This window comes from Paenarthrobacter sp. 10L420 (assembly GCF_056395385.1).
The window spans coordinates 55,461-80,313 of sequence record NZ_JBFTJK010000005.1 but is presented as its reverse complement, the minus strand read 5'-3'; the positions used below and the strand labels follow the sequence as shown (position 1 = coordinate 80,313).

23 protein-coding genes are annotated in these 24,853 nt (G+C 61.0%); 17 read left to right on the top strand and 6 right to left on the bottom strand.

What is annotated here, in order from left to right:
* The first annotated feature begins 9 nt into the window (after window positions 1–9).
* The 6 genes from AC1DD5_RS10105 (at window position 10) to AC1DD5_RS10080 (ending at window position 5,869) form a co-directional block, all read left to right on the top strand.
* Window positions 10–516, top strand: coding sequence for a flavin reductase family protein (locus AC1DD5_RS10105; protein ID WP_431114915.1), 507 nt, complete (start codon window positions 10–12; stop codon window positions 514–516).
* An 80-nt stretch (window positions 517–596) separates the two neighbouring features.
* Entirely contained in the window at window positions 597–2,075 is a 1,479-nt protein-coding gene (locus AC1DD5_RS10100; protein ID WP_477521340.1) for an aldehyde dehydrogenase, read from the top strand.
* Between the two features lie 66 nt (window positions 2,076–2,141).
* Window positions 2,142–2,516 carry a nuclear transport factor 2 family protein gene (locus tag AC1DD5_RS10095; protein WP_477521339.1) on the top strand — a complete coding sequence of 125 codons (375 nt, stop codon included), beginning with the start codon at window positions 2,142–2,144 and terminating at the stop codon, window positions 2,514–2,516.
* Window positions 2,517–2,575: 59 nt separating this feature from the next.
* Window positions 2,576–3,586, top strand: coding sequence for a fumarylacetoacetate hydrolase family protein (locus AC1DD5_RS10090; protein ID WP_477521338.1), 1,011 nt, complete (start codon window positions 2,576–2,578; stop codon window positions 3,584–3,586).
* A gap of 64 nt (window positions 3,587–3,650) precedes the next feature.
* The gene (locus AC1DD5_RS10085) at window positions 3,651–4,856 is read left to right on the top strand and encodes a VOC family protein (protein WP_477521337.1); all 1,206 of its coding nucleotides are present in this window, start codon (window positions 3,651–3,653) and stop codon (window positions 4,854–4,856) included.
* A 71-nt stretch (window positions 4,857–4,927) separates the two neighbouring features.
* A complete protein-coding gene (locus AC1DD5_RS10080; RefSeq protein ID WP_442015766.1) occupies window positions 4,928–5,869 on the top strand; it encodes an NAD(P)H-binding protein in 942 nt (313 codons plus the stop codon).
* Between the two features lie 89 nt (window positions 5,870–5,958).
* On the opposite strand, the gene AC1DD5_RS10075 is transcribed toward AC1DD5_RS10080, so the two are convergent.
* The 3 genes from AC1DD5_RS10075 to AC1DD5_RS10065 all read right to left on the bottom strand — a co-directional run bounded on the left by AC1DD5_RS10075 (window position 5,959) and on the right by AC1DD5_RS10065 (window position 8,690).
* Window positions 5,959–6,135, bottom strand: coding sequence for a hypothetical protein (locus AC1DD5_RS10075; RefSeq protein WP_477521336.1), 177 nt, complete (start codon window positions 6,133–6,135; stop codon window positions 5,959–5,961).
* Between the two features lie 65 nt (window positions 6,136–6,200).
* The gene (locus AC1DD5_RS10070) at window positions 6,201–7,010 is read right to left on the bottom strand and encodes an alpha/beta fold hydrolase (RefSeq protein WP_477521335.1); all 810 of its coding nucleotides are present in this window, start codon (window positions 7,008–7,010) and stop codon (window positions 6,201–6,203) included.
* A 108-nt stretch (window positions 7,011–7,118) separates the two neighbouring features.
* Window positions 7,119–8,690, bottom strand: coding sequence for a GMC family oxidoreductase (locus AC1DD5_RS10065; RefSeq protein WP_477521334.1), 1,572 nt, complete (start codon window positions 8,688–8,690; stop codon window positions 7,119–7,121).
* 186 nt (window positions 8,691–8,876) lie between these two features.
* Between AC1DD5_RS10065 and AC1DD5_RS10060 the strand changes: the two genes are divergently transcribed.
* From AC1DD5_RS10060 to AC1DD5_RS10050, 3 genes are all read left to right on the top strand, one after another.
* Window positions 8,877–9,884: an AraC-like ligand-binding domain-containing protein gene (locus AC1DD5_RS10060; RefSeq protein WP_477521333.1), complete on the top strand. Its 1,008-nt coding sequence runs from the start codon at window positions 8,877–8,879 to the stop codon at window positions 9,882–9,884.
* A 357-nt stretch (window positions 9,885–10,241) separates the two neighbouring features.
* Window positions 10,242–11,468 carry an acetyl-CoA C-acyltransferase gene (locus AC1DD5_RS10055; protein WP_477521332.1) on the top strand — a complete coding sequence of 409 codons (1,227 nt, stop codon included), beginning with the start codon at window positions 10,242–10,244 and terminating at the stop codon, window positions 11,466–11,468.
* On the top strand, window positions 11,465–11,878 hold the full coding sequence (locus AC1DD5_RS10050) for a hotdog fold thioesterase (protein WP_477521331.1): 414 nt from the start codon (window positions 11,465–11,467) through the stop codon (window positions 11,876–11,878). Before AC1DD5_RS10055 ends, AC1DD5_RS10050 begins: the two co-directional genes overlap by 4 nt.
* Before the next feature lie 127 nt (window positions 11,879–12,005).
* On the opposite strand, the gene AC1DD5_RS10045 is transcribed toward AC1DD5_RS10050, so the two are convergent.
* Together AC1DD5_RS10045 and AC1DD5_RS10040 are read right to left on the bottom strand one after the other, a co-directional pair.
* The gene (locus AC1DD5_RS10045) at window positions 12,006–13,025 is read right to left on the bottom strand and encodes a dihydrodipicolinate synthase family protein (RefSeq protein ID WP_477521330.1); all 1,020 of its coding nucleotides are present in this window, start codon (window positions 13,023–13,025) and stop codon (window positions 12,006–12,008) included.
* Between the two features lie 40 nt (window positions 13,026–13,065).
* Window positions 13,066–14,079, bottom strand: a complete 1,014-nt coding sequence (locus tag AC1DD5_RS10040; protein WP_477521329.1) for an ornithine cyclodeaminase family protein — start codon at window positions 14,077–14,079, stop codon at window positions 13,066–13,068.
* Window positions 14,080–14,219: 140 nt separating this feature from the next.
* Here AC1DD5_RS10040 and AC1DD5_RS10035 point away from each other — a divergent pair, with 140 nt between their 5' ends.
* The 8 genes from AC1DD5_RS10035 (at window position 14,220) to AC1DD5_RS10000 (ending at window position 23,778) form a co-directional block, all read left to right on the top strand.
* Window positions 14,220–15,596 carry an aldehyde dehydrogenase family protein gene (locus tag AC1DD5_RS10035; RefSeq protein WP_477521328.1) on the top strand — a complete coding sequence of 459 codons (1,377 nt, stop codon included), beginning with the start codon at window positions 14,220–14,222 and terminating at the stop codon, window positions 15,594–15,596.
* Between the two features lie 103 nt (window positions 15,597–15,699).
* Window positions 15,700–17,202 carry a bifunctional 3-(3-hydroxy-phenyl)propionate/3-hydroxycinnamic acid hydroxylase gene (locus tag AC1DD5_RS10030; protein WP_477521327.1) on the top strand — a complete coding sequence of 501 codons (1,503 nt, stop codon included), beginning with the start codon at window positions 15,700–15,702 and terminating at the stop codon, window positions 17,200–17,202.
* Between the two features lie 48 nt (window positions 17,203–17,250).
* Entirely contained in the window at window positions 17,251–18,189 is a 939-nt protein-coding gene (locus AC1DD5_RS10025) for a VOC family protein (protein ID WP_477521326.1), read from the top strand.
* Window positions 18,190–18,219: 30 nt separating this feature from the next.
* Window positions 18,220–19,251, top strand: a complete 1,032-nt coding sequence (locus tag AC1DD5_RS10020; RefSeq protein ID WP_477521325.1) for a fumarylacetoacetate hydrolase family protein — start codon at window positions 18,220–18,222, stop codon at window positions 19,249–19,251.
* The gene (locus AC1DD5_RS10015) at window positions 19,248–20,099 is read left to right on the top strand and encodes an ABC transporter substrate-binding protein (protein WP_477521324.1); all 852 of its coding nucleotides are present in this window, start codon (window positions 19,248–19,250) and stop codon (window positions 20,097–20,099) included. Before AC1DD5_RS10020 ends, AC1DD5_RS10015 begins: the two co-directional genes overlap by 4 nt.
* Before the next feature lie 87 nt (window positions 20,100–20,186).
* Window positions 20,187–21,203, top strand: coding sequence for a fumarylacetoacetate hydrolase family protein (locus AC1DD5_RS10010; protein WP_477521323.1), 1,017 nt, complete (start codon window positions 20,187–20,189; stop codon window positions 21,201–21,203).
* Window positions 21,203–21,811 carry a cupin domain-containing protein gene (locus tag AC1DD5_RS10005; RefSeq protein ID WP_477521322.1) on the top strand — a complete coding sequence of 203 codons (609 nt, stop codon included), beginning with the start codon at window positions 21,203–21,205 and terminating at the stop codon, window positions 21,809–21,811. Before AC1DD5_RS10010 ends, AC1DD5_RS10005 begins: the two co-directional genes overlap by 1 nt.
* Window positions 21,808–23,778: an acetoacetate--CoA ligase gene (locus AC1DD5_RS10000; RefSeq protein WP_477521321.1), complete on the top strand. Its 1,971-nt coding sequence runs from the start codon at window positions 21,808–21,810 to the stop codon at window positions 23,776–23,778. The genes AC1DD5_RS10005 and AC1DD5_RS10000 overlap by 4 nt, the downstream gene beginning before the upstream one ends.
* Window positions 23,779–23,872: 94 nt before the next feature.
* Here AC1DD5_RS10000 and AC1DD5_RS09995 read toward each other — a convergent pair whose 3' ends face one another.
* Window positions 23,873–24,838, bottom strand: a complete 966-nt coding sequence (locus AC1DD5_RS09995; RefSeq protein ID WP_477521320.1) for a LysR substrate-binding domain-containing protein — start codon at window positions 24,836–24,838, stop codon at window positions 23,873–23,875.
* Between the last annotated feature and the right edge of the window lie 15 nt (window positions 24,839–24,853).

The following is a 24,853-nucleotide window of genomic DNA, read 5'->3' as shown; positions in this document are numbered from 1 at the left end:
AAGGTCAACATGTCCATTCCCACGATCCCCGAAGCGCCCGCTGAAGACCCCGCACGAACCTACCGGCACGTTCTCGGGCACGTCCCCACGAGCGTCGCGGTAGTGACAGCCGGCTTAAGGTCCGGGCCTGTCGGCATGACTGTGGGCTCCTTCACATCGGTGTCACTGGAACCACCCCTGGTGGCGTTTTTTGTAGACAAGTCGTCCAAAACATGGCTTCGGCTCTATGAGGCAAGCCACTTTGGCGTCAATATCCTCGGCCAGGACCAGACCGAGCTCTGCAAGGCGTTTGCCCGCCGTTCGGAAGACCGCTTCAACGAAGTGGACTGGACGCCGTCCGAGCGTGGGGTGCCACTGCTGAACGATGCCATAGTCACGCTTGAATGCACCCGTTACAAAATCGATCTCATTGGAGACCACTACCAAGTCGTCGGGCGGGTCGAGTCCCTGGAACTGCGAGCCACCAACCCACCCTTGATCTTCCTTCAAGGCAGCTTCCTCAACCTCTCGGTTTAGTGGCGAAGTACGCCACCGGAAGGACCGCCCCAGGCAATTGGGCAGCCCTTCGTCCCAACAACTTTTAGCAAGGAGAACGCATGTCTCTCATCGTTGAGAAGCCAAACGATCTGGACCGCAAGCATTTCTTTATCGACGGCGTTTGGGTCAAGCCCACAGGGGGTCGGACCCGAAACCAGGTGGAGGCAGCCACCGGAGAAGTGATCGGCATAGCCGCTATGGGTTCGGAAGCAGACATCGACGCCGCGGTCAGGGCAGCCCGGCGAGCCCTGGACGATGGGCCTTGGGGTAAAACGTCTCCGCAGGAGCGCGCTGAGGTGATGCGAAGATTCGCCCGTGAGCTTGACTTCAGATCCACCTACACATCCGAGCTGGTCTCTCGCGAGAATGGGATGCCAATCGGGTTGTCGCAGATGTTGAATGGCGTGGCGCCATCCGTCCTCCTGAACATCTATGCGGACGTCATCGAGAACCTCTCCTTGGAAGAGGTGCGCACCAGCCAGGCTGGCTCGACCATTGTCCGCCGAGAGCCCGTCGGAGTAGTCGGCGCGATCGCACCATGGAACTTTCCGCAAGCGTTGGCCATGTTCAAGATCGCGCCAGCCCTTGCTGCCGGTTGCACAGTGGTGCTCAAGCCCTCGCCCGAAACAGCATTGGATTCCTATGTCTTTGCCGATGCGGCAAAGGCCGCCGGTCTGCCTGATGGCGTATTGAACATCGTCCTGGGTGATCGGGACGCAGGAGCAGCGCTCGTCTCCCACCCTCTGGTGGACAAAATCGCGTTTACAGGTTCAACTGCCGCGGGAAGAATTATCGGCGCCGAGTGCGGGCGCTTGATCCGTCGTTGCACGCTTGAACTTGGCGGCAAATCCGCAGCTGTCTTCCTCGAAGACGGCGACGTCAACACCCTGCTGGCCGGCCTGGACAATGCCTCCTTCCTGAATAACAGCCAAACCTGCACCACCCAATCACGAATTCTCATCGCTCGATCCCGGTACAACGAAGTCGTTGACGCGATCGGGAGCTTCGCCGACTCGTACAGGTTGGGGAACCCGCTCGATCCAACAGTGACCATGGGGCCAATGGCCACACATGAGCACCTGGAACGGGTGATGGAGTACATCGATATGGCAAAAGCGTCCAACGCCCGGTTGGTGACAGGAGGCGGCCGCCCTGATGGCCTTGACAGCGGGTGGTTCGTTCAGCCCACAGTCTTTGCCGACGTCGATAATAATGATCGCCTCGCACGTGAGGAAGTCTTTGGTCCCGTCATGGCACTGATTCCTTTTGACGATGACGACGACGCCGTTCGGATGGCAAACGACAGCAACTACGGTCTTGGAGGATCGGTGTGGAGCGCCGACGAGGACAGGGCCTTGTCCGTTGCGCGGCGGGTAAGGACCGGGACCATCGGACTCAATTACTACACCTTGGACCTGGGGGCGCCGTTCGGCGGATTCAAGGATTCCGGTGTCGGCAGGGAACTCGGGCCCGAGGGTATCAACGCATACCTGGAATACAAGTCAATCTATGCCTCTACCAGGTATCTCAGCGTCTGACCCAAAAAGCCCAGTAACAACGCCATGCAACCTTCAACGGGTTGCAATGGAAGGAGATCGAACCGTATGAGTAATTCAGCTGAGATTGTCGCGGCCTATTTCGACGGCGTGAAAGCGGGCGATGCGATTGCAGTGGCCGAGCTGTTTGCCCCTGATGCGCAGTTGATCAATGCTGCGGGGATCCTCAAAGGGGCTGATGCCATCAGACGGATGTACCAAAACGGATTGACGCCCGGAGCGATGACGCCAAGCCCGCATCCGCCGGTGGTGAACGGAGAACACGTAGCCGTCGAGATAGACCTGAATGCCAACGGGGTCAGCCTCAAACTCGGCGATTTCTTCACCATTCGCGATGGGAAGATCCACAGTCTGACCATTTATAGCCTCACCCCATCCGACGCGCGCCTCTTCGACGACGTCGGAATAGACCCTGCGCGGTAGGGCCGGATCCATCTCCCAACCGCAGCCAGTCCGAATTCGTGAAAATATCAGGAGAACACATGAAAATAGCTGTCTTTGGCCCTCATCGTCGTGTTGGTGTCATCAAGGAGGATAAGATCGTCGACGCCAATGGAGCCTACGCAAAGTTCCTGTCCGAAACGTCAGAGCTGACGCGCCCCCAGGCACAAGCCGACGCTGACGTCCCTTCGGAACTTGGGGCGTTTATCGCAGAGGGGGACCGGGCCCTGGAAGGCGCCCAGGCCGCCGTCGAGTACTTATGGGCCAAAGCCCAGGACGATCGTGGGCTCGCGGGGGAGCCGCTCTTCTTTGGCTTCGGTGAGACTGAACTTCATGCCCCGGTGGCCCAAGGCTCCCGGATCTTTTGCGCTTTGGCCAACTTCTTCGATCACATGGAAGCCGCCAGCAAGAACAGTGCAGGTAATGACACCGCTGAAGTCCTTGACCGGCTGGTCCAGGGTGGGCCGAAATACTTCCTGAAGGACCACCGGGCAGTGGGAGCTGACGGCCAGCCGGTGCGTTTCCCCGCAAGGACCCGGCGCTTGGATTACGAGGCCGAGGTGGCGATTATCGTCGGGAAACAAGGTCGCGATATCGGCCGCGATGATGCTCTTCCCTATATCTGGGGATACACATTGCACAACGACTGGTCGATCCGCGACAACGTGTCCTTCGGGCCGGACTTCATGCACTCCAAGAACTTCGATACGTCCGCAACCATTGGGCCCTGGATCGTTGTCAATGAAGGCATTGACCCGCAGGACATTCCCATTGAGTGCCGTGTCAACGGGGAGGTCCGGCAAAGCGGCAACACCAAATCAATGGTGCACGATTTCTCCGCCTTCATCCAACACCTCTCAGCTGACACCACCCTGTATCCGGGCGATCTCATCAGCAGCGGAACGCCAAAGGGAACCGCCGTCGATTCCAGCCGGCAACAAACTGATGGATCTCATCCGGACACGCTGTTCGTGAAGCCCGGCGACGTCGTCGAGGTGTCCTCGAGTCTCATCGGCACGATCCGGAACGAAGTTATCAGTCCGGCCACGTGAGATTTCAGATCAGCGTGAAGTCTTCAGCCATTGCTCCCCTTGGCACACATAAAGAGAGATGACCATGAGCGAACAGCAGCACAACGTGGGCGGTGTTCTCTACGACCGCCCCTTCAAAATCCGCCGGCTCAACCATTTTGGCATCAGCGTCGAAGATACAGGCGCGTCGCTGGCCTTCTACCGGGATCTCCTCGGATTCCAGGTGGCCGATGCCCTTGACCTGGAAAAGTATGACCCAGGGGTATGGCTTGATGGCCTCGCCGACAAACATATCTATTTCCTTCGCCACAACAGCGATCACCACACCTTCGTCCTGATGCCGAAGGCCTGGGTGGACCATATGGATTCCCCGGCCAGGGGTGACCTGACCATCAACCAGATCACGTGGCAAGTTGGAAGCCTTCGCGAGGTGGTCCAGGCACGGCTATGGCTTGAGTCCCTGGGTAACAAGATCGAACGCTATGGCCGGGACCCCGGATCCAATTGGCACACTTACTTCCCCGATCCCACAGGGCACACCAACGAACTGGAATATGGCATCGAACAGGTCGGTTGGGATGGCCGGAGCAAACCCGAAGTCTTGTGGCCATGGGCGAACGAGCACCCTTCGCTTCCCACGACGTCGGAGGGCAGCGAGCTCGCTGCCGCCGAGGCCGATGGTGTGGACCTCACCAGCGGCTATCGGTGGGTGGACGAGTTGCCGAAGACGTTCGATGTAGGCGGTGTGCTCCTTTCCCGCCCGTTCAAACCCGTTCGAATCGGACCTGTCAGCATCTTCGTTGAGGACGTCGCCAGCGCAGAGAAGTTCTACACGCAGCGGCTTGGCCTGGTGAAGAGCGAGGAAACGGTGGTCCATGGTCACCGTGCCGTCTTCCTGAGGGCAAACACGGAACACCACAGCCTGGGACTCTTCCCGATGGAACTCCGGAAAAACCTGGGAGTCAGCGAACACACCACGTTGCTCTCCTTCGGCATCCAACTCGGCTCGTACGAACAGTTGCGAGCAGCGCGAAGCTACCTCGAAGAGCGCGGTGTCAAGCTCCTGGACCTGCCACAGGAGATCCATCCCGGCGTCGACTACACGCTTCACGCAGTCGATCCCGACGGCCACGTCATGGAGTTGTACTACTACATGGAACAGGTGGGATGGGACGGGACCGTGCGGACACCAGCACAACGACGCGTCATCGATCCCGAGGTTTGGCCCGAGGCGCTGCCTCCCATGTCCGATACGTACGGCGGCGAAACCTTTTGGGGTCCCCTCGGCTGACGCCGGATCACTTGCACCACCGTTCCCGCCAAAGAGGCCGGGAGCAAGAAACTACAAAAAGGAGGCCTGAAGTGGGCCGTATCATCATCAGTGGGGCGTCGGGGGATCTTGGGCGCAGAGTCACAGAACTGCTTCTGGCGGCTAACCCGGACATCGAACTAACGCTGGTATCACGTACCCCGGAAAAGCTGTACAAACACAAGAATCCGGGCATCCGCGTGATGCGTGGGGACTACCAGGAGCCTGAATCCCTCAACGAGGCCTACATCGGCGGCGAAGTTCTGTTCCTCATCAGCGGACTCAATCTGGGCCGTCGGGTTTCCGAGACGAGGAACGCGATTGCCGCGGCACAGCATGCCGGTGTCCGGCACATTGTGTACACGTCCGTGGGCGGCATTCACCCTAACAACCCGGCTCTTTCAGCCAGGGACCACTATCAGAGCGAATTGGATCTCCGGAATTCGGGCTTGGCCTACACCTTCCTCCGCAACGCGCTGTACGCGGAGATCATCAGCAACATTCTTGTTGCTCCTGCGGTAGCCAGCGGAGTCATGGCACAGGCAACGGGTCATGGACGGCTGGCGCCGGCCGCCAAAGCCGATGTCGCCCGCAGCGCAGCCGCTGTATTGCTTGCTGCAGAAAGGCATGCGGGTGCTGTCTATGAAATCACAGGACCTGAACTGCTGACTTTTGAAGACATTGCGCGCATTGGTTCGAAGGTGCACGGCGCGCCAATTGATTATCAGCCGATTTCCGATGATGAGCGGCTCGCCTTCTTCGATTCAATCGGTATCCCAAGGACTTACGACCCCTCCATGCCGCCGAGTGCCGACGGCCACATGTGGGCAAGTGATGAGTTGGTTACTGCCGAAGTCGCGATTGCCGAGGGGTATCAGACCGTTCTCTCAGGACACGTTCAGCTGATCACCGGGCGCAGTCCCGAACCGCTGCAATCGGTGATGGAAGCCGTCAAATCCGTGCCGTACGACCAAATCCCGGCGCAGGTGTCATAGCTCCTTACTTCAGGCATGCGTTCCACAGGACGGCTTCGCTCATAGGAATATGGGCGAAGCCGTCTGCGCGGTATGACCCGGGGAAGGATCTAGGATATTGCCGTTGCCCAGCCCACGGAGGTGGCGAGTGAACCATTGCGGAGATGATCAGGGCCTGCACCGAGCAGCTCCATGCCTTGGCCGATCGCGGCGAGGTCCGCTGCGGCAGTCCGTGTGTTGGCCCCCAGCAGCGCCGTGACCAGGATTGCAATGATGAGCGGGTTCAAGGGCCTGGCTGGTTGGCCCTCGGCTGGCTCCTTTGTTGCAACTGGTTGCAGCCCTCGTCCTACATCTACTCAACGGCACCAAGCACGACGCGAACAAATGCTTCGGGACGCTCGTGATGCATGAGGTGTGAGGTCAGGGGTACTTTCTCAACACGCACTGACGGGATTTGGCGGGATGCATCCTGTGCGATGCGGTTGTACCACCTGTCGCTCTCGCCACCAACGAGCCATGTGATAGGCAACCCTGATTTGGCGAGCGCCTTGTAGTCCACATATGCTCCGAGCGGTCCGAATCGGCTTGCACCCAGTTCTGCCAGGATTGTTTCTGTGTTAGCCAACAGGGAGGCGCGCGATTCGGAAGGTGCACGGTCGAAACCGTTGCCGCCGTCGACGGTTTTGGAAGCGAACTGAAGAAACAGTGTCACAGCTTCTTCCCCGCGTCCGCGGGTTTGGAGCCATCGAACTCGGGCAACGATTCTGAATAGCTCCATGGAGCCATTCCTGATGCCGTGGACAGGCGCTTCCATAACAACCACATGGGAAATCAAGTCGGGCCGCCGACCGGCCAGGTCCAAGCAGACTGTGCCTCCGGAACTCCAACCCACCAGGCAGGCAGGGCTGGCGGTCCGTTGTTCGATGAGAGCCTCAAGGTCGTGACTGTGGACCCGGTAATCGACCACGGCCGGATGCACGGAACTTCCGTATCCGCGCCGGTCGTAGTCAAGGACCCTGTGGTCTTTAGCGAGGGATGGCAACACCCCATCCCAGGTGCTGCCATCGGCGCCCGTGCCATGGACAAGAATCATGGTGGGACCGTTGCCTGATTCGCGAACGGCGATATCGGCTCCGTCCAGATTCAGCGTTGATCGTTTCACTGATTGTTCCTTGCTGTGTGACAAACGTTGGGATATAGGGATGCCCGTGGCCGGTAGGGCGTAGCTATGGGCGACTGACCACGAGGTGGTCAGTCGCCCACGGGCCAATCAGTTTGCAGTTCTGGCAAGGATGGTTTCATCGCTCGCGGAATTATGGGTGGCGGCCGACAGGATCAGATCGGCGGCTTTCTCACCAATCATGATGGCTGGGGCGTTGGTGTTGCCGCTGGGAACAGACGGAATGATGGAGGCGTCCGCCACCCTCAGGCCTGCAATCCCGTGCACTCGGAGCTCTGGGTCTACTACAGAGAGGTCATCGATGCCCATCTTGCATGTTCCAACCTGGTGATGATAGGTCCCGGCCACTCGGCGCACAAACTCCCGAAGGGTGTCCCTGTTGGCGACGCCCGATGGGCTGAACTCGGACTTCCGGAATGGGGCGAAGGCGTCCTGCTGGCCGATTTCCCGACAGATTTCGACCGCATCAACGAGCGCTTCAACGTCATACTCGTCTGCCAGAATGTTGGGGTCCACCACCGGCGCCACTGTGGGGTCGGCTGACGCGAGCCGGAGTGATCCGCGGGAGCGGGGGCGGACGATGCCTGGTGCAATGGTGTAGCCGTGCGCCGGGGCAGCTCCACCGTCTGTGGGGTATGGCAGATGAAGGAACAAGGGCTGAAGATCCGGCGCTTCCTCGTCGGTTTGCTTGCTGTGAGCGTACAACTGGCTCTCGAGCAGGTTGTGCTTTCCCGCCGCTAGTGGCTGGCTGGCTTCATAGATGTTGCCGGCCAAGAGGTGGTCATGCAGGTTTTCACCGACGCCGGGAAGGTCCGCGACGGAAGCTATGCCAAGTTGCTGTAGCTGGTTCTTGGGTCCAATTCCGGAGAGGAGCAAAATCTGAGGAGACCCGATGGCCCCTGCGGAGAGCACTACTTCGGAGTTGGCGGCTGCACGGTGCGCGCCATCGGCTGACTGGTACTCGATGGCGATCGCCCGCCCGCTCGCCACCACAATCCGCGTGACAAGTGCACCAGTGGTGACGGTCAGTCCGGGATGGTCCAGCAGGGGCGCCATGAAGCTCTGCCATGCGCTGGCTCGTTTCCCGGCACGGGTGGTGGTGTGATTAAAGCCGACGCCGGTCATGCGGCTTCCGTTGAAATCCTCCGTTTCCGCGTGGCCAAGCGCCTTTGCGGCATCCACAAAGGCTTGAGCGGTTGGATGACGGTTGATGATGCGTTCGACGTGGAGCGGACCTCCCTCACCGTGGAACTCGTTGGCTCCGTCCGCATGGTCCTCTGAGCGCTTAAAGAGCGGGAGTACTTCATCCCAGGACCAGCCCGCCGCCCCGTTCGCTGCCCAGACATCGTAGTCGTTGCGGTGGCCGCGGATGTAGATCATACCGTTGAGGGAGCTGCTGCCGCCCAGAACCTTGCCCCTTGGCCAGTAAAGAACCCGGTTGTTGGCGTGCTTTTGTGGCGTGGTCATCACGGCCCAGTCATTGGCGCCTGTGAGCAGCGCTGGCCACCCTTGGGGGCTATGGATGTTTGGATCCGTATCCGCGGAACCGGCTTCCAGGACGTGGACGCTGTAACCGGCGTCGAGCAAACGCCGGGCAATTACACTACCCGACGAGCCTGCCCCGATGATGATGTAGTCACTGGCAATGGTGTTATTAGCCATGAGTTCCTCCTTGAACGTAGGCGTGATGATGGATGGCGATGTATTCAGAACTTTGCCGTCCTTGCCTCGGGAAGGCTTTGGCCTCAGGCGCACGGGGCTTTGCACGATGCGCAGGATCGTGATGCGGATCACGCTAAATCGCGCTCGTGTGCCAGACTGAACGGGGTGTTGTAGAGGAGGATGTCCGTGACCGAAGTTGCGCTCCCAGAGCCGCTGCAAGTCTTTAACGCTTCCCTATTGGACAGCGGGGAACGTTTCGAGGCTTGGAAGGAAGCGGTTAACGCTGCCTTTGTGCCCTTGACTGTCACAACCACTGAACCGGGTTGCTTCAGCGGCTCCCTGGTCGGCCAAAGTGTGGGTGCAATGCATGTCAGCGAAGTTTCCGGAAGCGCGAGTCAGGTCCAGCGGACTTCACGTCAAATTGCCGCAAATGATCCTGGCCTGATAAAGCTCGGCCTGCAAGTGCGCGGCTACTCGGTGGTTGCCCAGGACGGCCGCGAGGCTGCCCTGACGCCCGGCGACTTCGCGATTTACGACACCAGCAGACCCTACGACCTGTACTTTGACGATGCTTTCCGGATGCTCGTGGTCATGTTTCCGCCGGACGCGGTGCAGCTGAGCCGCCGTCACATCGCCTCCCTGACGGCCTCCCGTGTCTCCGGGAGGCATGGCCTTGGCTTACTGATGTCCACACTCCTGAGCGCGTTGGGGCAGCAGCTGCACGACGGTAAGATGCCCGGAACCGCAAGCGTCTCCGATGCACTGCTCAGCCTTGTCTCAGCAGTATTTGCCGAAAGGATTGATCCGGGTTCGCCGCAGAACTCAGCGCGATTAGTTCTGCTGGCCCGTATCCAGGCATACATCTCCTCTCATTTGGGAGATGCGGAATTAACGGTCGTTCAAGTGGCAGCCGCACACCACATCTCCGTCCGCTACTTGCAAAAGCTCTTCGAAGAGCACGGCGAAACGGTGAGCTCCTGGATCCGGCGCAAACGCCTTGAAAAATGCCGTCTGGACCTTGAGAACCCGCAATTGAGCGGCAGGCCGGTATCCGCCGTAGGAATGCAGTGGGGCTTTGCGGACGCCTCCAGCTTCTCCCGCGCCTTCAAATCGGCCTTCGGCCAAGCGCCGGCTGAATACCGCTACTCTTTCACTCCCCATCGAAGGTTCAAGGAGCAGAAGGACGATAGCTGACTAATCCGCGAATGGTCACAAACCTCCGCCATCAATCAGGCGCGACTGACGATCGACGGCAGCCGAACTCGCAGACAGCTTCCAGTGGACGTCTACCTCATTGAAATGAAACAGGCCTACGTCAATGTGAATGCAGGGTTGGCCCTTGAATGCCAACAGGACCAGGTGGCGATGACGGAATTCCAGAAGCATTTCTGGCTGTTGCTGCAGGCCTTGTGCAATACGATACGGTTCGTATAAGTTGGGTGGACTGAGATGCAAGGGCGGGCCCCTGGGCTTAGCAAATCTGCGTTCTCAATCTCGTCCTTCCCAGGCCAAGGACCAGCGGCGTGCAGCGGGTCCGAATGAAAGGAAAGCATGATCGTGAAGAGTGCCTTGGAGCCGCGCGATGCTGTGGTCGTCGCCTACCGCCGAACACCGATTGGCCGGGCCCGTAAGGGTTCATTGGCCGCTGAGCGCCCCGAAGACCTCGCCCTCGCAGCCATTCGGGGAGCACTCGCGGCCGTTCCGCAGCTGGGCTCTGACGAGTTCGCGGACGCCTACGTGGGTTGCGCTGTCCCGCAGGGCGCACAGGGCGACAACATCGGACGTCGAATCATTGTGCTTGGAGGTATGGACACCGTCCCGGCGGTCACAGTAAACCGCTTCTGCGCCTCCTCGCTGCAGGCTACGGCAATGGCAGCACAGGCTGTCCGTGCGGGAGACGGCGATGCCTTCCTGGTTGCGGGTGTCGAATCGACCAGCGCAGTTCCTCCAGTGACAGACAACCCCCACCCGGCCTTTGCCGAGGCAGCGCGACGGGCCGATGCCAGCTTCGAAGCCGGTCAGCCGTGGGTCGACCCCCGGGATCGTGGCGAGCTGCCGGATGTGTATCTTTCCATGGGCAAAACTGCCGAGTTCGTAGCCCGTCAATCCGGGACCTCGCGCCGGGACCAGGACGAATGGGCTCTTGAGTCTCAACGGCGGGCGGAACGGGCTGTCCAATCCGGGTACTTTGCGAGAGAGATTGTCTCAGTGACCACGGCTTCCGGCATGGTGGTAAGCGCCGATGACGGCCCGCGACCGGGAACCACCATGGAAGCCCTGTCAGGTCTGAAGCCTGTGTTCCACGAGTCCGGAACTGTCACGGCGGGCAACGCCAGCCCGCTGAACGACGGCGCGTCGGCCTTGGTGGTAATGAGCGCCCGCCGCGCCGGCAAACTTGGATTGCGGCCGTTGGCCCGGATTCTGGGCAGCGCCGCCAGCGGCCTTTCACCAGAGATCATGGGCCTGGGACCGGTTGATGCGTCCAGTCGTTTACTTGATCGTTTGGGACTGTCGATCGGTGACATTGACGTCGTCGAACTGAATGAGGCCTTCGCCGCCCAAGTGGTACCAGTAGTCCGCAAGCTCGGGGCGGATCCGGAGCGCGTCAACCCGTTTGGCGGCGCAATCGCCCTGGGCCACCCCTTCGGTGCAACGGGTGTGAGGTTGGTTGGAACGATCATCAATGGACTGCAAACCACTGACGGATCCCTCGGCCTGGCCACCCTGTGCGTGGGCGGCGGCCAGGGCATGGCCATGGTGCTTGAGAGGCTCTCGTGAAGCCAGTAGCACTTATTGCAGACCCGGCCCGCTCCATGCTTGCCGCAGACCGCTCCTTGGAAGGCCTGGGTATTCGGGTGTTGAACGCAAGTGAAGGGCGGGCCACTGCAGTCCTGACCGTTATGCCGCAGATGGCCAACGGGCACGGGATCGCTCACGGTGGCTTTGTCTTCGCGTTGGCAGACACCGCATTCGCCATGGCCGCGAACACGTTCGGAGCCGGAATCGCCACTGCGGAGGCTTCGATCTCCTATGTTTCCCCGGCCCGCATCTCGGAGGAGCTTGTTGCCTGCGCTGAAGTGACATTTCACGAGGGCCGCCGGATGATCGTGGATGTCATGGTGCGGGCGGGGGAGCGGACTGTCGCCATCTACCGCGGAACAGGCAGGGCGCTTCGCGCGACGGACTGATTCTCGTGCACGACGTCGGGGCCACGCGATGGTCCAGCCATGCACGAGGAAACCCCTTGGATCACTGGGCAATAAACAAGTCGGCGGTCCAAGGGGCTTTCCGTGCCAGCTCACGGCCGGTCACTATTTATGCGGTGACGCGTCCGCGGAGGAACTCGGAGTCAGGTGAGTCCGTGACTGGAAGCCCCGAAGCTTGCAGGCTGGCGCGTAGCTGCTTCATGAAGCGGTCGGGGAGCCTGACTGCCGGAGGACGCAGCGCGCCCCCATTAAATCCGGAGAGCCATTCCTGGTATTTCCACTGGGTGCGGTTGATGGAGCTCGTTCCCGGAGTGGAAGTGGACGACACCGCAATATTCGCGGCCCGGGCGGGCTGCACCTCCCAATACCGTTCCATGGCCTCCTCCCACTTGCCGGCGCGCGCGAGCTCAAAGGCCTTGGGGTAGTAGTCGCCCATCCAGTTCGTGTTCGCAGTGCCGGAGAACTGAACGTCCAGGACCGACATCAGGGGGATGAGTTCGGCCTCAATGGGGCAGGAGATCACTACTTCATCGCGGAAGTGGTGGTACATCTCCATGACACCTGGAATGCCCGGGTATCCCTGTTCGGCCTTGATGGCAACAATGCTGGGCATGGCAGCAAGGACGCGGCGCACGAAATCAACGCTCATGCCCGCGGGGTGAATCCTCTCGAACCCCCAAGCCGGCAGCGGGAACAACATGGTTGCAAGGTCGGTTTCGTCGGTAAACCGCTTGGTGTAGTCGAAAACCTCGTCGTATGAAGTGGGCCAGAACGAGGAAGGATAGGCCAGCAGGGCACGGTCAGCGCCCGCCTTCGTCGCCAGGTTTGCGGCGTGGATGTTTTCTTCCAATGTCCCGAAAATGGCGTGGAAAAAGAGGCCGAAGTCTTCCCCGGCAGCCTCGCGGGCCACCTCCGTGATCCGGGCATTCTCCTCCGGAGTTATGTTCGCTTCGGCTATCAGCAGGGAACCCTTGTAGCCGCGTTCCTTGAGCAGGAGGATGTCGTGTCGGATTGCATTTTCGTTGATGCCGGAGAAGTCCGGGGTGAAGGACGGGTGCGTGACGGCGACAGTGCCGACAAAGTTCTCCCGGGCCCAGGAACGTGCCTCGGATTTGGTGTAGTCCACCATGATGTACTCCTTGTTTTTTCCGTTTTTTCTGATCTGGGGCCTATTTGCGGCTGGTGACGATGCCAACCGGAAGGATCGTGCCAACGCCCTCGGCGCGGGCGCGATCCACGAGCATTTCGGCCACCACGATGTCCTGCAATCCGGAACCCGTTGACTTATATATCCTGATCCCGCGCTCCACATCGATCGCAGTTTCCCCGCTGAGGACCGCATTGAGCGTGACGACGAGCGAATCGACGTCGACGCCGTTCGCCCGGGCCGCGATCATGTCCCCGCTGCCGTGAACTACCTCGTCACGGGTGTCCACCACTACTGTTGTGGCCCTTGCGATCAGCTCTGCAGGCAGTTCCCGTTGGGCTGGGGTGGTGGAACCGATGGAAACTACCGCGGAGTCGGAGCCGACCCATTCGGCCTGCAGGGTAGGGGACTCATCCCGGGAGCGGGCCGCGCACAAAATCAGATCAGCCCCTGCCGCAGCCTCGCGGGCGGAACCGACAGCGCGTACGGGGGCGCCAAAGACGCCGTCAAACCCGGCGGCAAAGGCCTCGCGATTGGCGGCCGTAGGGCTGAACACGCGGATGTCCGCGAATTCAAGGACATGCGAAAACGCGGTCAGATGGGAACGTGCTTCAAAGCCGGAGCCGATCACCCCGACGCTCAGCGGCCGTGGCGGGACAATGCTGGAGGCGCCCACTGCTGTGGTTGCGGCGGTGCGCAGGCCGGTCACACGGTTTCCATCCATCAGCGCCACAAGATCCGCGGTGTCTTTATCGAAGAGGGAAATCAAGTAGCTGACGCGGAGTCCATCCGCGAAGGACCCTGCGATGGATTTCGCGCCGAACAGTTGCCCGCCTGGTGGGACCGAGGGCATGACCCGCAGCCATTCCCGTGGCGTCTGGGCGAATATGCGTCCAGGCGTGCCGGCGTCGTCAGCGGGATTCTTATAAGCGGCGCGGATTGCCTGGATCGCCGCAGGCCAGTCCGAAATGCTGGCCACATCGGCGTCGGTAAGAAAGAGCGGAAGGTTCGTCGGTAGGTCACCGTCGGTGCTCACGGGCACTCCTTTGTGTCGTGCAGCCGAAGCGGCTGCTGGGTGGTCGGGATAAATCAGGAGAAACATCGAAGATTGTGTCCGATACGCATCGTATCCTATAGTCGTGACGAAGAACACGTCTCGAGGAAGAGGACCCACGTATGGCAATCGCAACCGTCAACCCCACCACCGGTTTGACCGAATTGATCATTGAGGCGCACACCGCGGAGGAAGTCCAGGAGCGCATTGCGGAATCGGCCAAAGCAGCGCAAGTGCTGCGGGGGACAACCTTTGCCCAGCGCGCGCGGTGGATGCTCGCTGCGGCGGAAATTCTCGAGGAGCAGGCGGAGGGCCTGGGGGAGCTGATCACCGTTGAGATGGGTAAGCCAATTGCGCAATCCATTGCCGAAGTGCACAAGTGCGTTAAAGCGATGCGCTTTTATGCCGCGCGGGCCGAGGAATTCCTTGCTGATGCTCCCTTGGACAACCCGTCATCGGTGGGTGCCAGCAGGGCGTGGACGCGCTACGAACCGTTGGGGACCGTCCTGGCGGTCATGCCTTGGAACTATCCGTTGTGGCAGGTCATTCGTTTTGCGGCCCCCGCGCTCATGGCTGGCAACTCCGGCTTGCTCAAACATGCATCAAACGTGCCGCAGGCCGCGCTCTTTCTGGACACGCTCTTTGAGCGGGCGGGTTTCCCACCTGGCTCTTTCCGCACCCTGCTGATTGGCGGCTCTGCGGTGGCCTCCGTGCTGGCCGACGAGCGGGTCAAGGCCGTCACCCTGACCGGCTCCGAGCCGGCAGGACGTTCGGTGGCTGCCATCGCCGCCGATCATGTGAAAAAATCCGTGCTGGAGCTAGGCGGCTCAGATCCCTTCATTGTCATGCCTTCGGCCGATGTTGCGGTGGCGGCAGCGACCGCCGTCCGTGCACGTATCAGCAACAATGGCCAGTCATGCATTGCCGGCAAGCGCTTCATCGTGCACACCGAGGTCTACGACGCATTCGCCGCCGAATTCGTGAAGCTGATGTCGGAGCTTTCCGTGGGGGACCCGCTGGACCCCGCAACCCAGGTGGGACCGTTGGCCACCTTGTCCGGACGCGACGAGCTGGCTGAACTTGTCCAGGATGCCAGGGTCCTGGGGGCCCAGGTGTTGACCGGCGGGACAGTTCCGGAGGGTCCGGGCTTCTTCTACACCCCGACGGTGCTCGCCGGGCTAACTGAAGAGATGCGGATCATCCAGGAAGAGGCCTTCGGCCCGGTCGCGTCGCTGTACCGCGCCCGTGATCGCGAGGATGCCTTGCGGATTGCGAACCAGACTGCCTTTGGGCTTTCGAGTTCGGTCTGGACCGGCGATGTTCAGGAGGAGGAATGGTTCCTGGCGAATCTCGACGCGGGGGCGGTCTTTATCAACGGAATGACGGTTTCGTATCAGGAGCTTCCCTTTGGCGGAATCAAGCGCTCCGGCTTTGGTCGTGAACTGGCTGCCGACGGCATCAGGGAGTTCTGCAACCTCAAGACAGTCTGGAAGGCCTAAGCCGGCAGGCCCCGTTTTAGGCGCTTCCCTGCACCCTTGTGCCCCTGCGTGATGCATGTTACTTTTTATTCGAAACGATACGTACTGAACTTGAAGGAGCGAGATGACTAACGTCAACGTCGACGTCGTAGTGATCGGGGGAGGGCCCGTTGGAGTCACTGCCTTGGCCTTGTTGGGGCGCGCAGGTCTGACCGCAGTCGGGGTGGAGCGGGATACCCAGGTTTGGCCAACCGCCCGCGCCGTGCATTTTGATGGTGAAACCTTCCGTACCCTCCAATCGCTGGGGGTAGCAGAGCGCTTTGCCGAAGCAACTTTGCCGATGTCCTCCTTCCACATTGAGAATGAGGAACGGGAAGTCCTCGTGTCCGTGCCCACTGGCCAATTCGGCACTCAGGGCTGGCATGATGACCTCACTTTTCACCAACCGGACATCGAAGTTCTGCTACGGGGCGTGGTGGAAGAACTTCCCGGTGTTGACTTCCGACAAGGCGCCACCGTGATCTCAGTGCGCAACCAGGGAGCCGGCGTCGCGGTGGCGGTGCGGGACGCTGACGGCACGGAATCACTCATCCATGCCCGCTGGGCCATTGCTGCGGATGGGGCCCGTTCGTCAATCCGCCAGGCGCTGGGGATTGAGTGTGAAAAGCTGGGTGAAGATGCGCAGTGGCTGGTCGCAGACGGCATTTTGGAAGAAGGCCCTGGGTTGTCTTCCGACATGATCTTCCTGGGCCATCACACCCGGCCCTCCCTGTGGATCCGCCTGCCCGGCAAGCGTGTTCGCATGGAGTTCATGTTGATGCCGGGGGATGACCCCGAAGAAATTGCAACCCCCGCGGGTGTTGAAAGAATCAGCCACGGCGTCCTGCCGGCTGGGAAGTTTATGGCAGACCGTCTCGCCACCTATACCTTCCGCGGCCGCATCGCGCAGCAGTGGCAGGCCGGCAACATATTCCTGGCAGGAGATGCAGCCCACCAGGCACCTCCACTTTTTGGGCAGGGACTTTGCGCAGGAATGCGTGATGTGGCCAACCTCGTCTGGAAGCTTGGCGCTGTCAAGCGGGGCACGGCCAATGAAGGCCTGCTCGACACCTATGAGAGTGAACGCATGCCGCATGCACGGTTCTGGGTGGAGCAGGCAACAAGAGCAGCGGGTTTCATGCAAACAACCGACGCCGAGGTCGCCAAGCAGCGTGACGCCTTCATTCGCGCAAACCCTGCTGCCTCCGCCCCGGTAGCCCCCGCACTGGGGCCGGGCCTGCACGAAGGTGGCGTCGATGAACGTGCCGGCAGGTTGGCCATTCAACCGATCCTCAGCGACGGAGTGCGTCTGGATGACATGGTGGGAAGCCGGTTCCTGGTGGCAACAACACACAAAATCTATTCCGCAATCCCATCCCAACTCCGCGAACAACTCGAGGATTCTGCCGACGTCGTGGTCCTGTTTGATCCGGCAAAAGTGGGCCAGATCCTTCAGGCCGCCGGCGCCCAGGCTGTTGTCATCCGCCCCGACCGCTACATCCTGGGCTTAGGCGATACCCCTGAGGCCTTCGAGCGCCTCATCAGCAGAATCCCGGGCCTTGCCCGGGAAGTGCCGGCACCTCTCTAAGGCAAAAATTCGACAGACCACACACGGACAGGAACACAGGAGCGCATCATGGCATTCAGCCCGATCACACACCTCAGGCACTTCGACATCGCAGTGCCCGATTACCAAAAGCAGGTTGAGTTTTACAAGAACCACTGGGGACTCACCGAAATGGAGAACGACGGCGACGTGACGTACTTCGCCGCCGAAGGCTCACCGGAACAGTATTCGGTTCGTGTTCGTAAGGCCGATGAAAAGCGCCTCGACATGGTCGCTTTCGGTGCAGCGGACAAGTCCTCAGTGGACCAACTCGCCTCGGATCTCATTGCCAAGGGCGTAAAGCTGATCGGGGAACCCGATGACGTCAAGACCCTTGGAGGTGGGTACGGCTTCCGGTTCTTCGACCTGGAGGGACGCACTATTGAGGTCTCCTCAGACGTAGATGTACGCAAGCATCGCAAGATTGAGGAACGCGAGGCGATCCCGGTGCGGCTCTCCCACGTGGTGCTGAACTCTCCTGAGCCCGAGAAAATGCGCGCCTGGTATGAGCAGCACCTGGGTTTCCGTCTCTCCGACACCCTGAAGCACCCGCACATGGGGGACCTCTTCTACTTCATGCGCTGCAACGCCCAACACCATTCCATAGCGATCTCCCGCGGCCCGCACGCTTCACTGCAGCACGCATCCTTCGAACTCCGCGGTATCGACGAGTACATGCGCGGCAGTGGCAAACTGCTGCGTTCGGGATTCAAGAAGATCTGGGGTCCCGGCCGCCACAAAGCCGGAGACAACACCTTCACCTACTTCCACGATCCCAACGGGAACACCATGGAGTACACCACGGAGCTGGACTCGGTGGACGAGGATACGTGGCATCCCAGCATCTTCGACACCCGCGACCCTGAGACGTCTGACCAGTGGGGAACCGGTGGCGACATGGACGAATTCATCGCCCGCGAGATGTTCAACGACCAGGACAAGGGCCTCTATGTCGCCCCGCCCGTTTAGCGGCACCAGATGATGGCCATTGGAGGATTCATGGAAGAAAACCAAGTGAACGGCTTCACGCTGGGCACCTTCGAAAAGGCGGGGGAGAGCTTCCCCGGTGCGGTCTTTGGGGACCGGGTAGTTGACCTGCGCATCGTGCTGCCGGGAATTTCACGCATCGGCGATCTCTTCGCCGATTGGGACGCACACCTGGATGTGCTCGGGTCCATCGACGTGGCCGCCGCGGCTACCCTCCCGCTCAAAGGGCTGAAGGTGCAGGCGCCGGTCCAGCCCGTGGGCAGCATCATCGCTGCCGGGGCAAACTACCGCGAGCACGTCGTTCAAATGAGCGTCGCCCACAAGCTCGGCAAGGAAGGCGCCGACCCAGCGCAGCTGGCAGCTGACGCGGCGGCCGAAATCGATGAGCGGGGCCGCTCGGGGGATCCGTATGTCTGGACGGGTATACCCTCGGCGGTGTGCGGAGCCTACGACGACGTACAACTTCCTGATGTGGGTGGCAACGTCGACTGGGAACTGGAGTTGGGAGTGGTCATCGGACGCAAGGCCCACAGGGTCTCAGCCGAGGACGCTTTTGACTACGTGGCCGGATACACCATCGTCAATGACATCACCGCACGCACGTTGGTCCCGCGCAACGACATTGCGATGATGGGTACCGACTGGTTTCGCGCAAAAAACCAGCCCACGTTCTTTCCTACGGGCCCCTACCTCGTGCCAAAGCGGTTCGTCCCGGATCCGGCAAAGCTGCGGATCCGCCTGAGCCTGAACGGCAATCCAATGCAGGATGCTCTGGCCGATGACCTGGTCTTCGACATTCCGAGCCTGATCGCCTACGCATCCTCCGTAGCGGTACTGCTGCCTGGGGATGTCCTTATCACCGGTTCCCCGGCAGGCAACGGTTCTCATTGGGGCCGTTTCTTAAGGGACGGTGACGTCATGGAGGCGGAAATCAGTGGACTGGGTACCCAACGTTCGACTGTTCGCGGGCCCAGCGGGCAGTTGCCTCCCTGGTATGTGGATCGGCCGCTCGCCGTCGCTGCTGCTCGCGGAGCCGCCCAGTGACCCTGCGCCAGAGCCATTTTGTCCCGCCGGTGTCCTATCTGCTGGCGGAAGATCTTGGATTCCTGCGAGGATCAGACGTGGTGCTCACCCGCACCACCTCAAGCGCCGAACAGCTTCGAGCCCTGCTCGCAGGGGAACAGGACATGGTTGTCACGGCGATCGACAACCTGTTCGAGTGGACCCTGGCCGGGGCCGACCTTCGCCTGGTGGCCCAGATGGAGGCGACCACGCCGCTGGGCATCCATGCCCGCAGTGGCCTGGAGACAATAGCGGATCTGGCAGGTTGCCGGTTCGCGGTTGACGCTCCCAACAACGGTTTCGCGCTCATTGCCAAGCGTCTGCTGGGGGACGCCGGCGTCGAAGTCGACTACGTAGTGGTGGGCGGTGTGCGCGAACGCCTTGAGGCACTGCTCGACGGCGAAGTGGACGTGACTCTGCTCGGGGCGCCGTTCGACAAACTTGCGGAGAAAGCCGGATTCGCCCGAATAGTGGACATCAATACATGGCTGCCGGAGCTGCCGGGCCAAGGACTGGTGGTCCGTGCCGACGTTGTCGGATCCGTGGAGCTGGAACGCTACCTCCGAGCCCTGGTGCGCGGCGTGGAGGCCGGAGTTCCAATGTCAGATGCGCAGGGCATCGAATTACTTCAACGGTGCGGTTTCCATGCTGGGGCTCCGCGCGCATGGGACTCACGGGCGCGGACGCTAACCGTGGACCAGCGCGGGCTGGAGCTGTTGACCGGGATCCGACAAAGCCTGGGTATGCTTCCGCCGGGCATCGGTCTGGAGGAGCTCTACAACGGCGAACCGCTCTTGCGGGCCAGCCGGTCCGCCCCTATCTGTAACTGAGCATGATCCCCACGAAGTTGCCTATTGCAACCGCATCAAGCCGATACGATACTGTACGTATCGTATGAGAAATCTAAAGGAGCAATCATGAAATTGGGAAGAATTGCAGTGCCAACGCCTGATGGCGAACAGATTCGACTCGTCGCGGTCCAGCCCGAACAAGGCCGGGTAATTGACCTTGCCCGCGCCTACGCCCTGACACTTCAGCGCAAGGCCGCCGAGCCGGATCGTGCCCGTGCGCTCGCGTTGGCGGTGCTTCCAGGAAGCTTGGCAGCGGGAATCGGAGGAGGCTCCATCTTCCTGGACGCCGCGCACGATGCGCTCGCTGCGGCAGACGACGCTTCCTACAACATCGACGACGTTTTGTGGCGCGCAGCTGTTGACGCCCCAGTCATCCGCGACGGGCTGACTTTCGAAAAGCACATCCAAAACTTCCACCGTATTGTCGCCAAGGCCCAGCCGGCACGCTCGATTTACGAGCGGCCGGGTTATTTCAAGGGAACCACGGCCATGTCCTACGGGCACAACGAGGAGCTGCCTTACCCCGACTTCACGGAGGCCCTGGACTGGGAACTTGAGGTCGGGTATGTGGTGGGCAAGTCGGGAAGCGACCTGACCCCTGACACGGCGATGGACCATCTCTTTGGCATCACCGTCTTCAACGACTTCAGCGCACGCGATGTCCAGAGCGCGGAAATGGCGATCGGCATGGGCCCGCAGAAGTGCAAGGACTTCGGTTACGGCATCGGCCCCTGGGTCACTACGATGGACGAAATCGATTCGATCGAGGGGCTGCGCGGCCAGGTCCGTGTCAACGGCGAGGTGCTCTCCGATACCAAGGTCGAGGACTTCGTCTACACCCCCGCGGAGTTGCTGGCCTACGTCTCGATCTCCGACCGCCTACAGCCAGGGGACATTATCGGGTCCGGCACCATGGGCTTCGGCGCCGGCGTGGAGATCGGAAAATTCCTAAAGCCCGGCGACGTTATTGAGTTGGAACTCGAGGGTGTGGGCACACTGCGCACCCCGATTTCCACTGAACGCCAAAAGGCCCCCTGGTGGCCCGAACCCCGCACCTACCCGCATGAAGAATGGGTGGCCTGATGACCCGGCCCGCAGTTCGCCGCATCGTCACCGGTCACGACGACGAGGGACGCGCCATCATCCTCTCGGATGGAGCGGCACCCAACAACTGGTCCTCGGACATGATTCCGGGATTTGGTGCCACAGTCCCCTGGGTGACCGAGGCAGGGGCGATCGATCATGTGAGCGACGAGGATCCGGCTGGCGCGGACGTCGAGATCCCCAGCTTCCCTGCCCCGGGCCAGACGATACTGCGCGTCGCCGATTTTCCGCCGGACTCTGTGTACCCGGACGAGGCTGGCTCGGTCATCTTCAACGAGATCGACGGACACGAGGAGGCTGAAGCCGGGGCCGAGCACAGCGGTTCCAGGCATTTCTGGTTCCACCGCACGGACTCGCTGGACTATGCGGTCGTTCTTGAAGGTGAAATCACGCTGCTGGTTGACGAAGGTGAGGCAACCATGCGCGCCGGTGATGTGGCCGTGCAACGTGCCACGAGCCACGCCTGGTCCAACCGCACGGAGCAGACCGCCAGGGTCCTGTTCGTACTGATCGGAACCGAACCGCTGACCGCGGCACAGATTGCCGAGCAGCGCAGGAAGGCCTCCCGGCACTTGGAGAGGGCATGATTACCAACGCCCAGGCCGCAGATGGCGAATTGATCTGGCAACCTGATCCGGAACGGGCGCCCGAGACCGGCGTTGGCCGATTCGCCGAGTTCCTGGCCGGCCACAGCGTCGGGATTGGGGCGGGCTACGACGAACTGTGGCAGTGGTCAGTGGATGAGCCCGGGAAGTTCTGGGAGCTTTTCGCCGAGTTTGCCGGCGTCGATTTAGGTGGAACTCCGGGGCCAGTGTGCAGCAGCGACCCCATGCCACACACGCGCTGGTTCCCCGGCCGCACGCTCAACTTTGCAAAGCATCTGCTGCAGGGCCACGAGGGAGTCGCCCTCATCGGCATCGATGAGGATGGGAAGCGCGAGGAGGTCACATGGGCTGCGCTGAGGCGGGACGTTGCCTCCTTGGCTGCCCATCTTCGTAGTTGCGGCGTAGGCCAGGGGGACAGGGTTGTTGGAATACTTCCCAACGTTGCCGAGGCCGTCGTCGGGCTGCTTGCCAGTGCGTCCCTCGGCGCTATCTGGTCGGTCTGTGCCCCGGAGTTCGGCCCGGGTGCAATCTTTACACGCTTTGCCCAGCTCGAACCAAAGATCATCCTTGCCGCGCCGGGCTACCGACTCGGCGGGAAGGACCGGGATCGCCGTGGTGAGCTGGTGGAAATCATCGCAAAGCTGCCTACGCTCGAGCACATCATCTGGGTGGGGCGGCATACTTCCATTCCAAGTATCCCCATCCAGATCCCGGGCACGGATTGGGAGCAGGCCATCGCCGATCCAGCGGAGCTTGTCTTCACCGACCTCGAGTTCAGCCACCCCCTGTGGGTACTGTTTTCTTCGGGGACCACAGGGATTCCCAAGGGGATCGTTCACGGTCACGGGGGAGCGCTGCTTGAGGAGCTGAAAATGCTCCTTATACATTCCGACCTGCGCCCGGGGGATCGATACCTCAACGTTGCTTCAACGAGCTGGGTGTTGTGGAACTCGCTCGTCTCTGCGCTCGGAGTTGGTGCCACGGCGGTGCTCGTTGATGGAAACCCCACTTTCCCGTCCTTGGACCGGGTATGGCAGATCGCCGCAGCAGAGCAGATTGCTGTCCTGGGCGTGGGTGCTGGTTTCATCCACGCCTGCGCAAAGGCTTCCCTGGCACCGATGCGCGACCATGACCTGGCTGCCTTGAAATCCGTTCAGGTCACAGGTTCACCGCTCTCCGCTGACGGCTATCGCTGGGTTTACGGCAATGTGGGCGATGTCTGGTTGAACTCGATGAGTGGCGGTACTGACATCGCCTCCATTTTCGTAGGGGGATGTCCCACACTGCCCGTCCACGTCGGCTATATCCAGGCGCCTGCCCTTGGGGTACGTGTGGAGTCCTGGGATGAAGCCGGCAATCCCACGCGTGGCAAAGGCGAACTGGTGGTTACCCAACCAATGCCATCGATGCCCCTGAGCTTCTGGGGTGACGACGGCAGCCGCTATCACGACAGCTACTTCGCGACATATCCGGGGGTGTGGCGGCATGGGGACTTCATTGAGTTCACCCTCCAGGGCATCCTGATCCACGGCCGCTCCGACTCAACCCTCAACCGCAATGGGCTGCGGCTCGGCTCGGCAGATATCTATGCCGTGGTTGAACCGCTGCAGGAAGTTGCCGAGGCTTTGGTTGTCGGTGCGGAACTGGGCGTTGATTATTACATGCCGCTGTTTGTCCATTTGGCTGACGGAGCCGACCCGAGCATCGCGCGGGAAGCTATCACCAGATCCATTCGGGAGAACCTGTCCGTTCGGTACCTTCCCGACGACATTGTCTTCATGCCCGGAATTCCGCATACCCGCACTGGAAAGAAGCTGGAGGTCCCCGTAAAGCGGCTCTTGCAGGGTGCACCACTGGAAACCGTCGCAGATCTCGGATCGGTGGACAACGCCGCCCTGTTGGAAGAATATGCGAGGTTTGCCCTTAGTCGGCAGACCGTATCACCCTAGGCGGCACCGCCCTACGGGCAATGGAAATGGGGGAGAGGACGAGCCGGACCGGCGCAAGCGAGGTCCGGCTCGTCGTCGTGCTCGGGCCCTTACGTCAAAGCGGTCCAGAAGCTGATTCGCCCGCTAGCGACGTCCCATCACCGCTTTCCTCGGGGTGCGATGCATCCAGGACTTCGACTGCGTATTGCACCACCGCTTTGGCCCGGTTTGTGAGGACCGCTTCCTTGGGCCACACCGCGACGACGGAGGTTTGGCCGGCACGGGGGCGGAGGTGCCTGGTGACGAGCCCTTTGCCTTCGCTCGAAACGGGGATCTGGTTGGGCCGCGACATCAGCAGGCTATAGCCGAGTCCCCGCCCGACCATTGCCCGGACAAGATCGATTTGCGGTACTACCGCCCCGAGGTGGGGTTTGAGGCCGCGTTGGGCGAACATCAACTGCGTATATTCGGTGCTGGGTGCCGTGTTGAGCATGATGAGCGGCTTGCTAGCCAAAGCTTCCAGTTCAATGTCCTCTTCCTGGGCAAGGGGGTCGTCGGCGCCCAGGACTGCCATGACTTCGGTTTGGTAGATGACTTTGCGTTCCACGTCCGCGGGAAGGCCGATGTCATAGACGATCGCAGTGTCCAGGCTTCCGTTTTCCAGAGCGGGCAGCAGGTCGGCATGGTCTCCCACCGTGATGCTGATTTCCACTTTTGGGTGGCGTTTTGCCATGCCCTCGAGGACGGCGGGGAGCACGTTGCTTGCCAGGCCTGTGTAGCAGCCCAGTGACACCGGGCCTTTGAGCTCGCCACGAAGCTCTCCCAACCCCTCGGCCAGTGCACTGGCTTCCCGAAGCAATTCCCGGGCCCGCGTTGCGAAGTGGCGTCCAGTGGGTGTCAGGTGCATTCCCTTGGCTTTCCTGCGAATGCACAGCTGTTCCCCCAGTGCTGCCTCCAGCTCACTGATGGCATGGGAGAGCGCCGATTCGGAGATGTGCAGCTGTTGTGCTGCTGACCCCAAGGTGCTGTGTTCGGGGAGCGCGGCGAACAGTTCGAGCTGTCGAAAGGTGAACTTCGGCACTTGAGTCTCTATTCC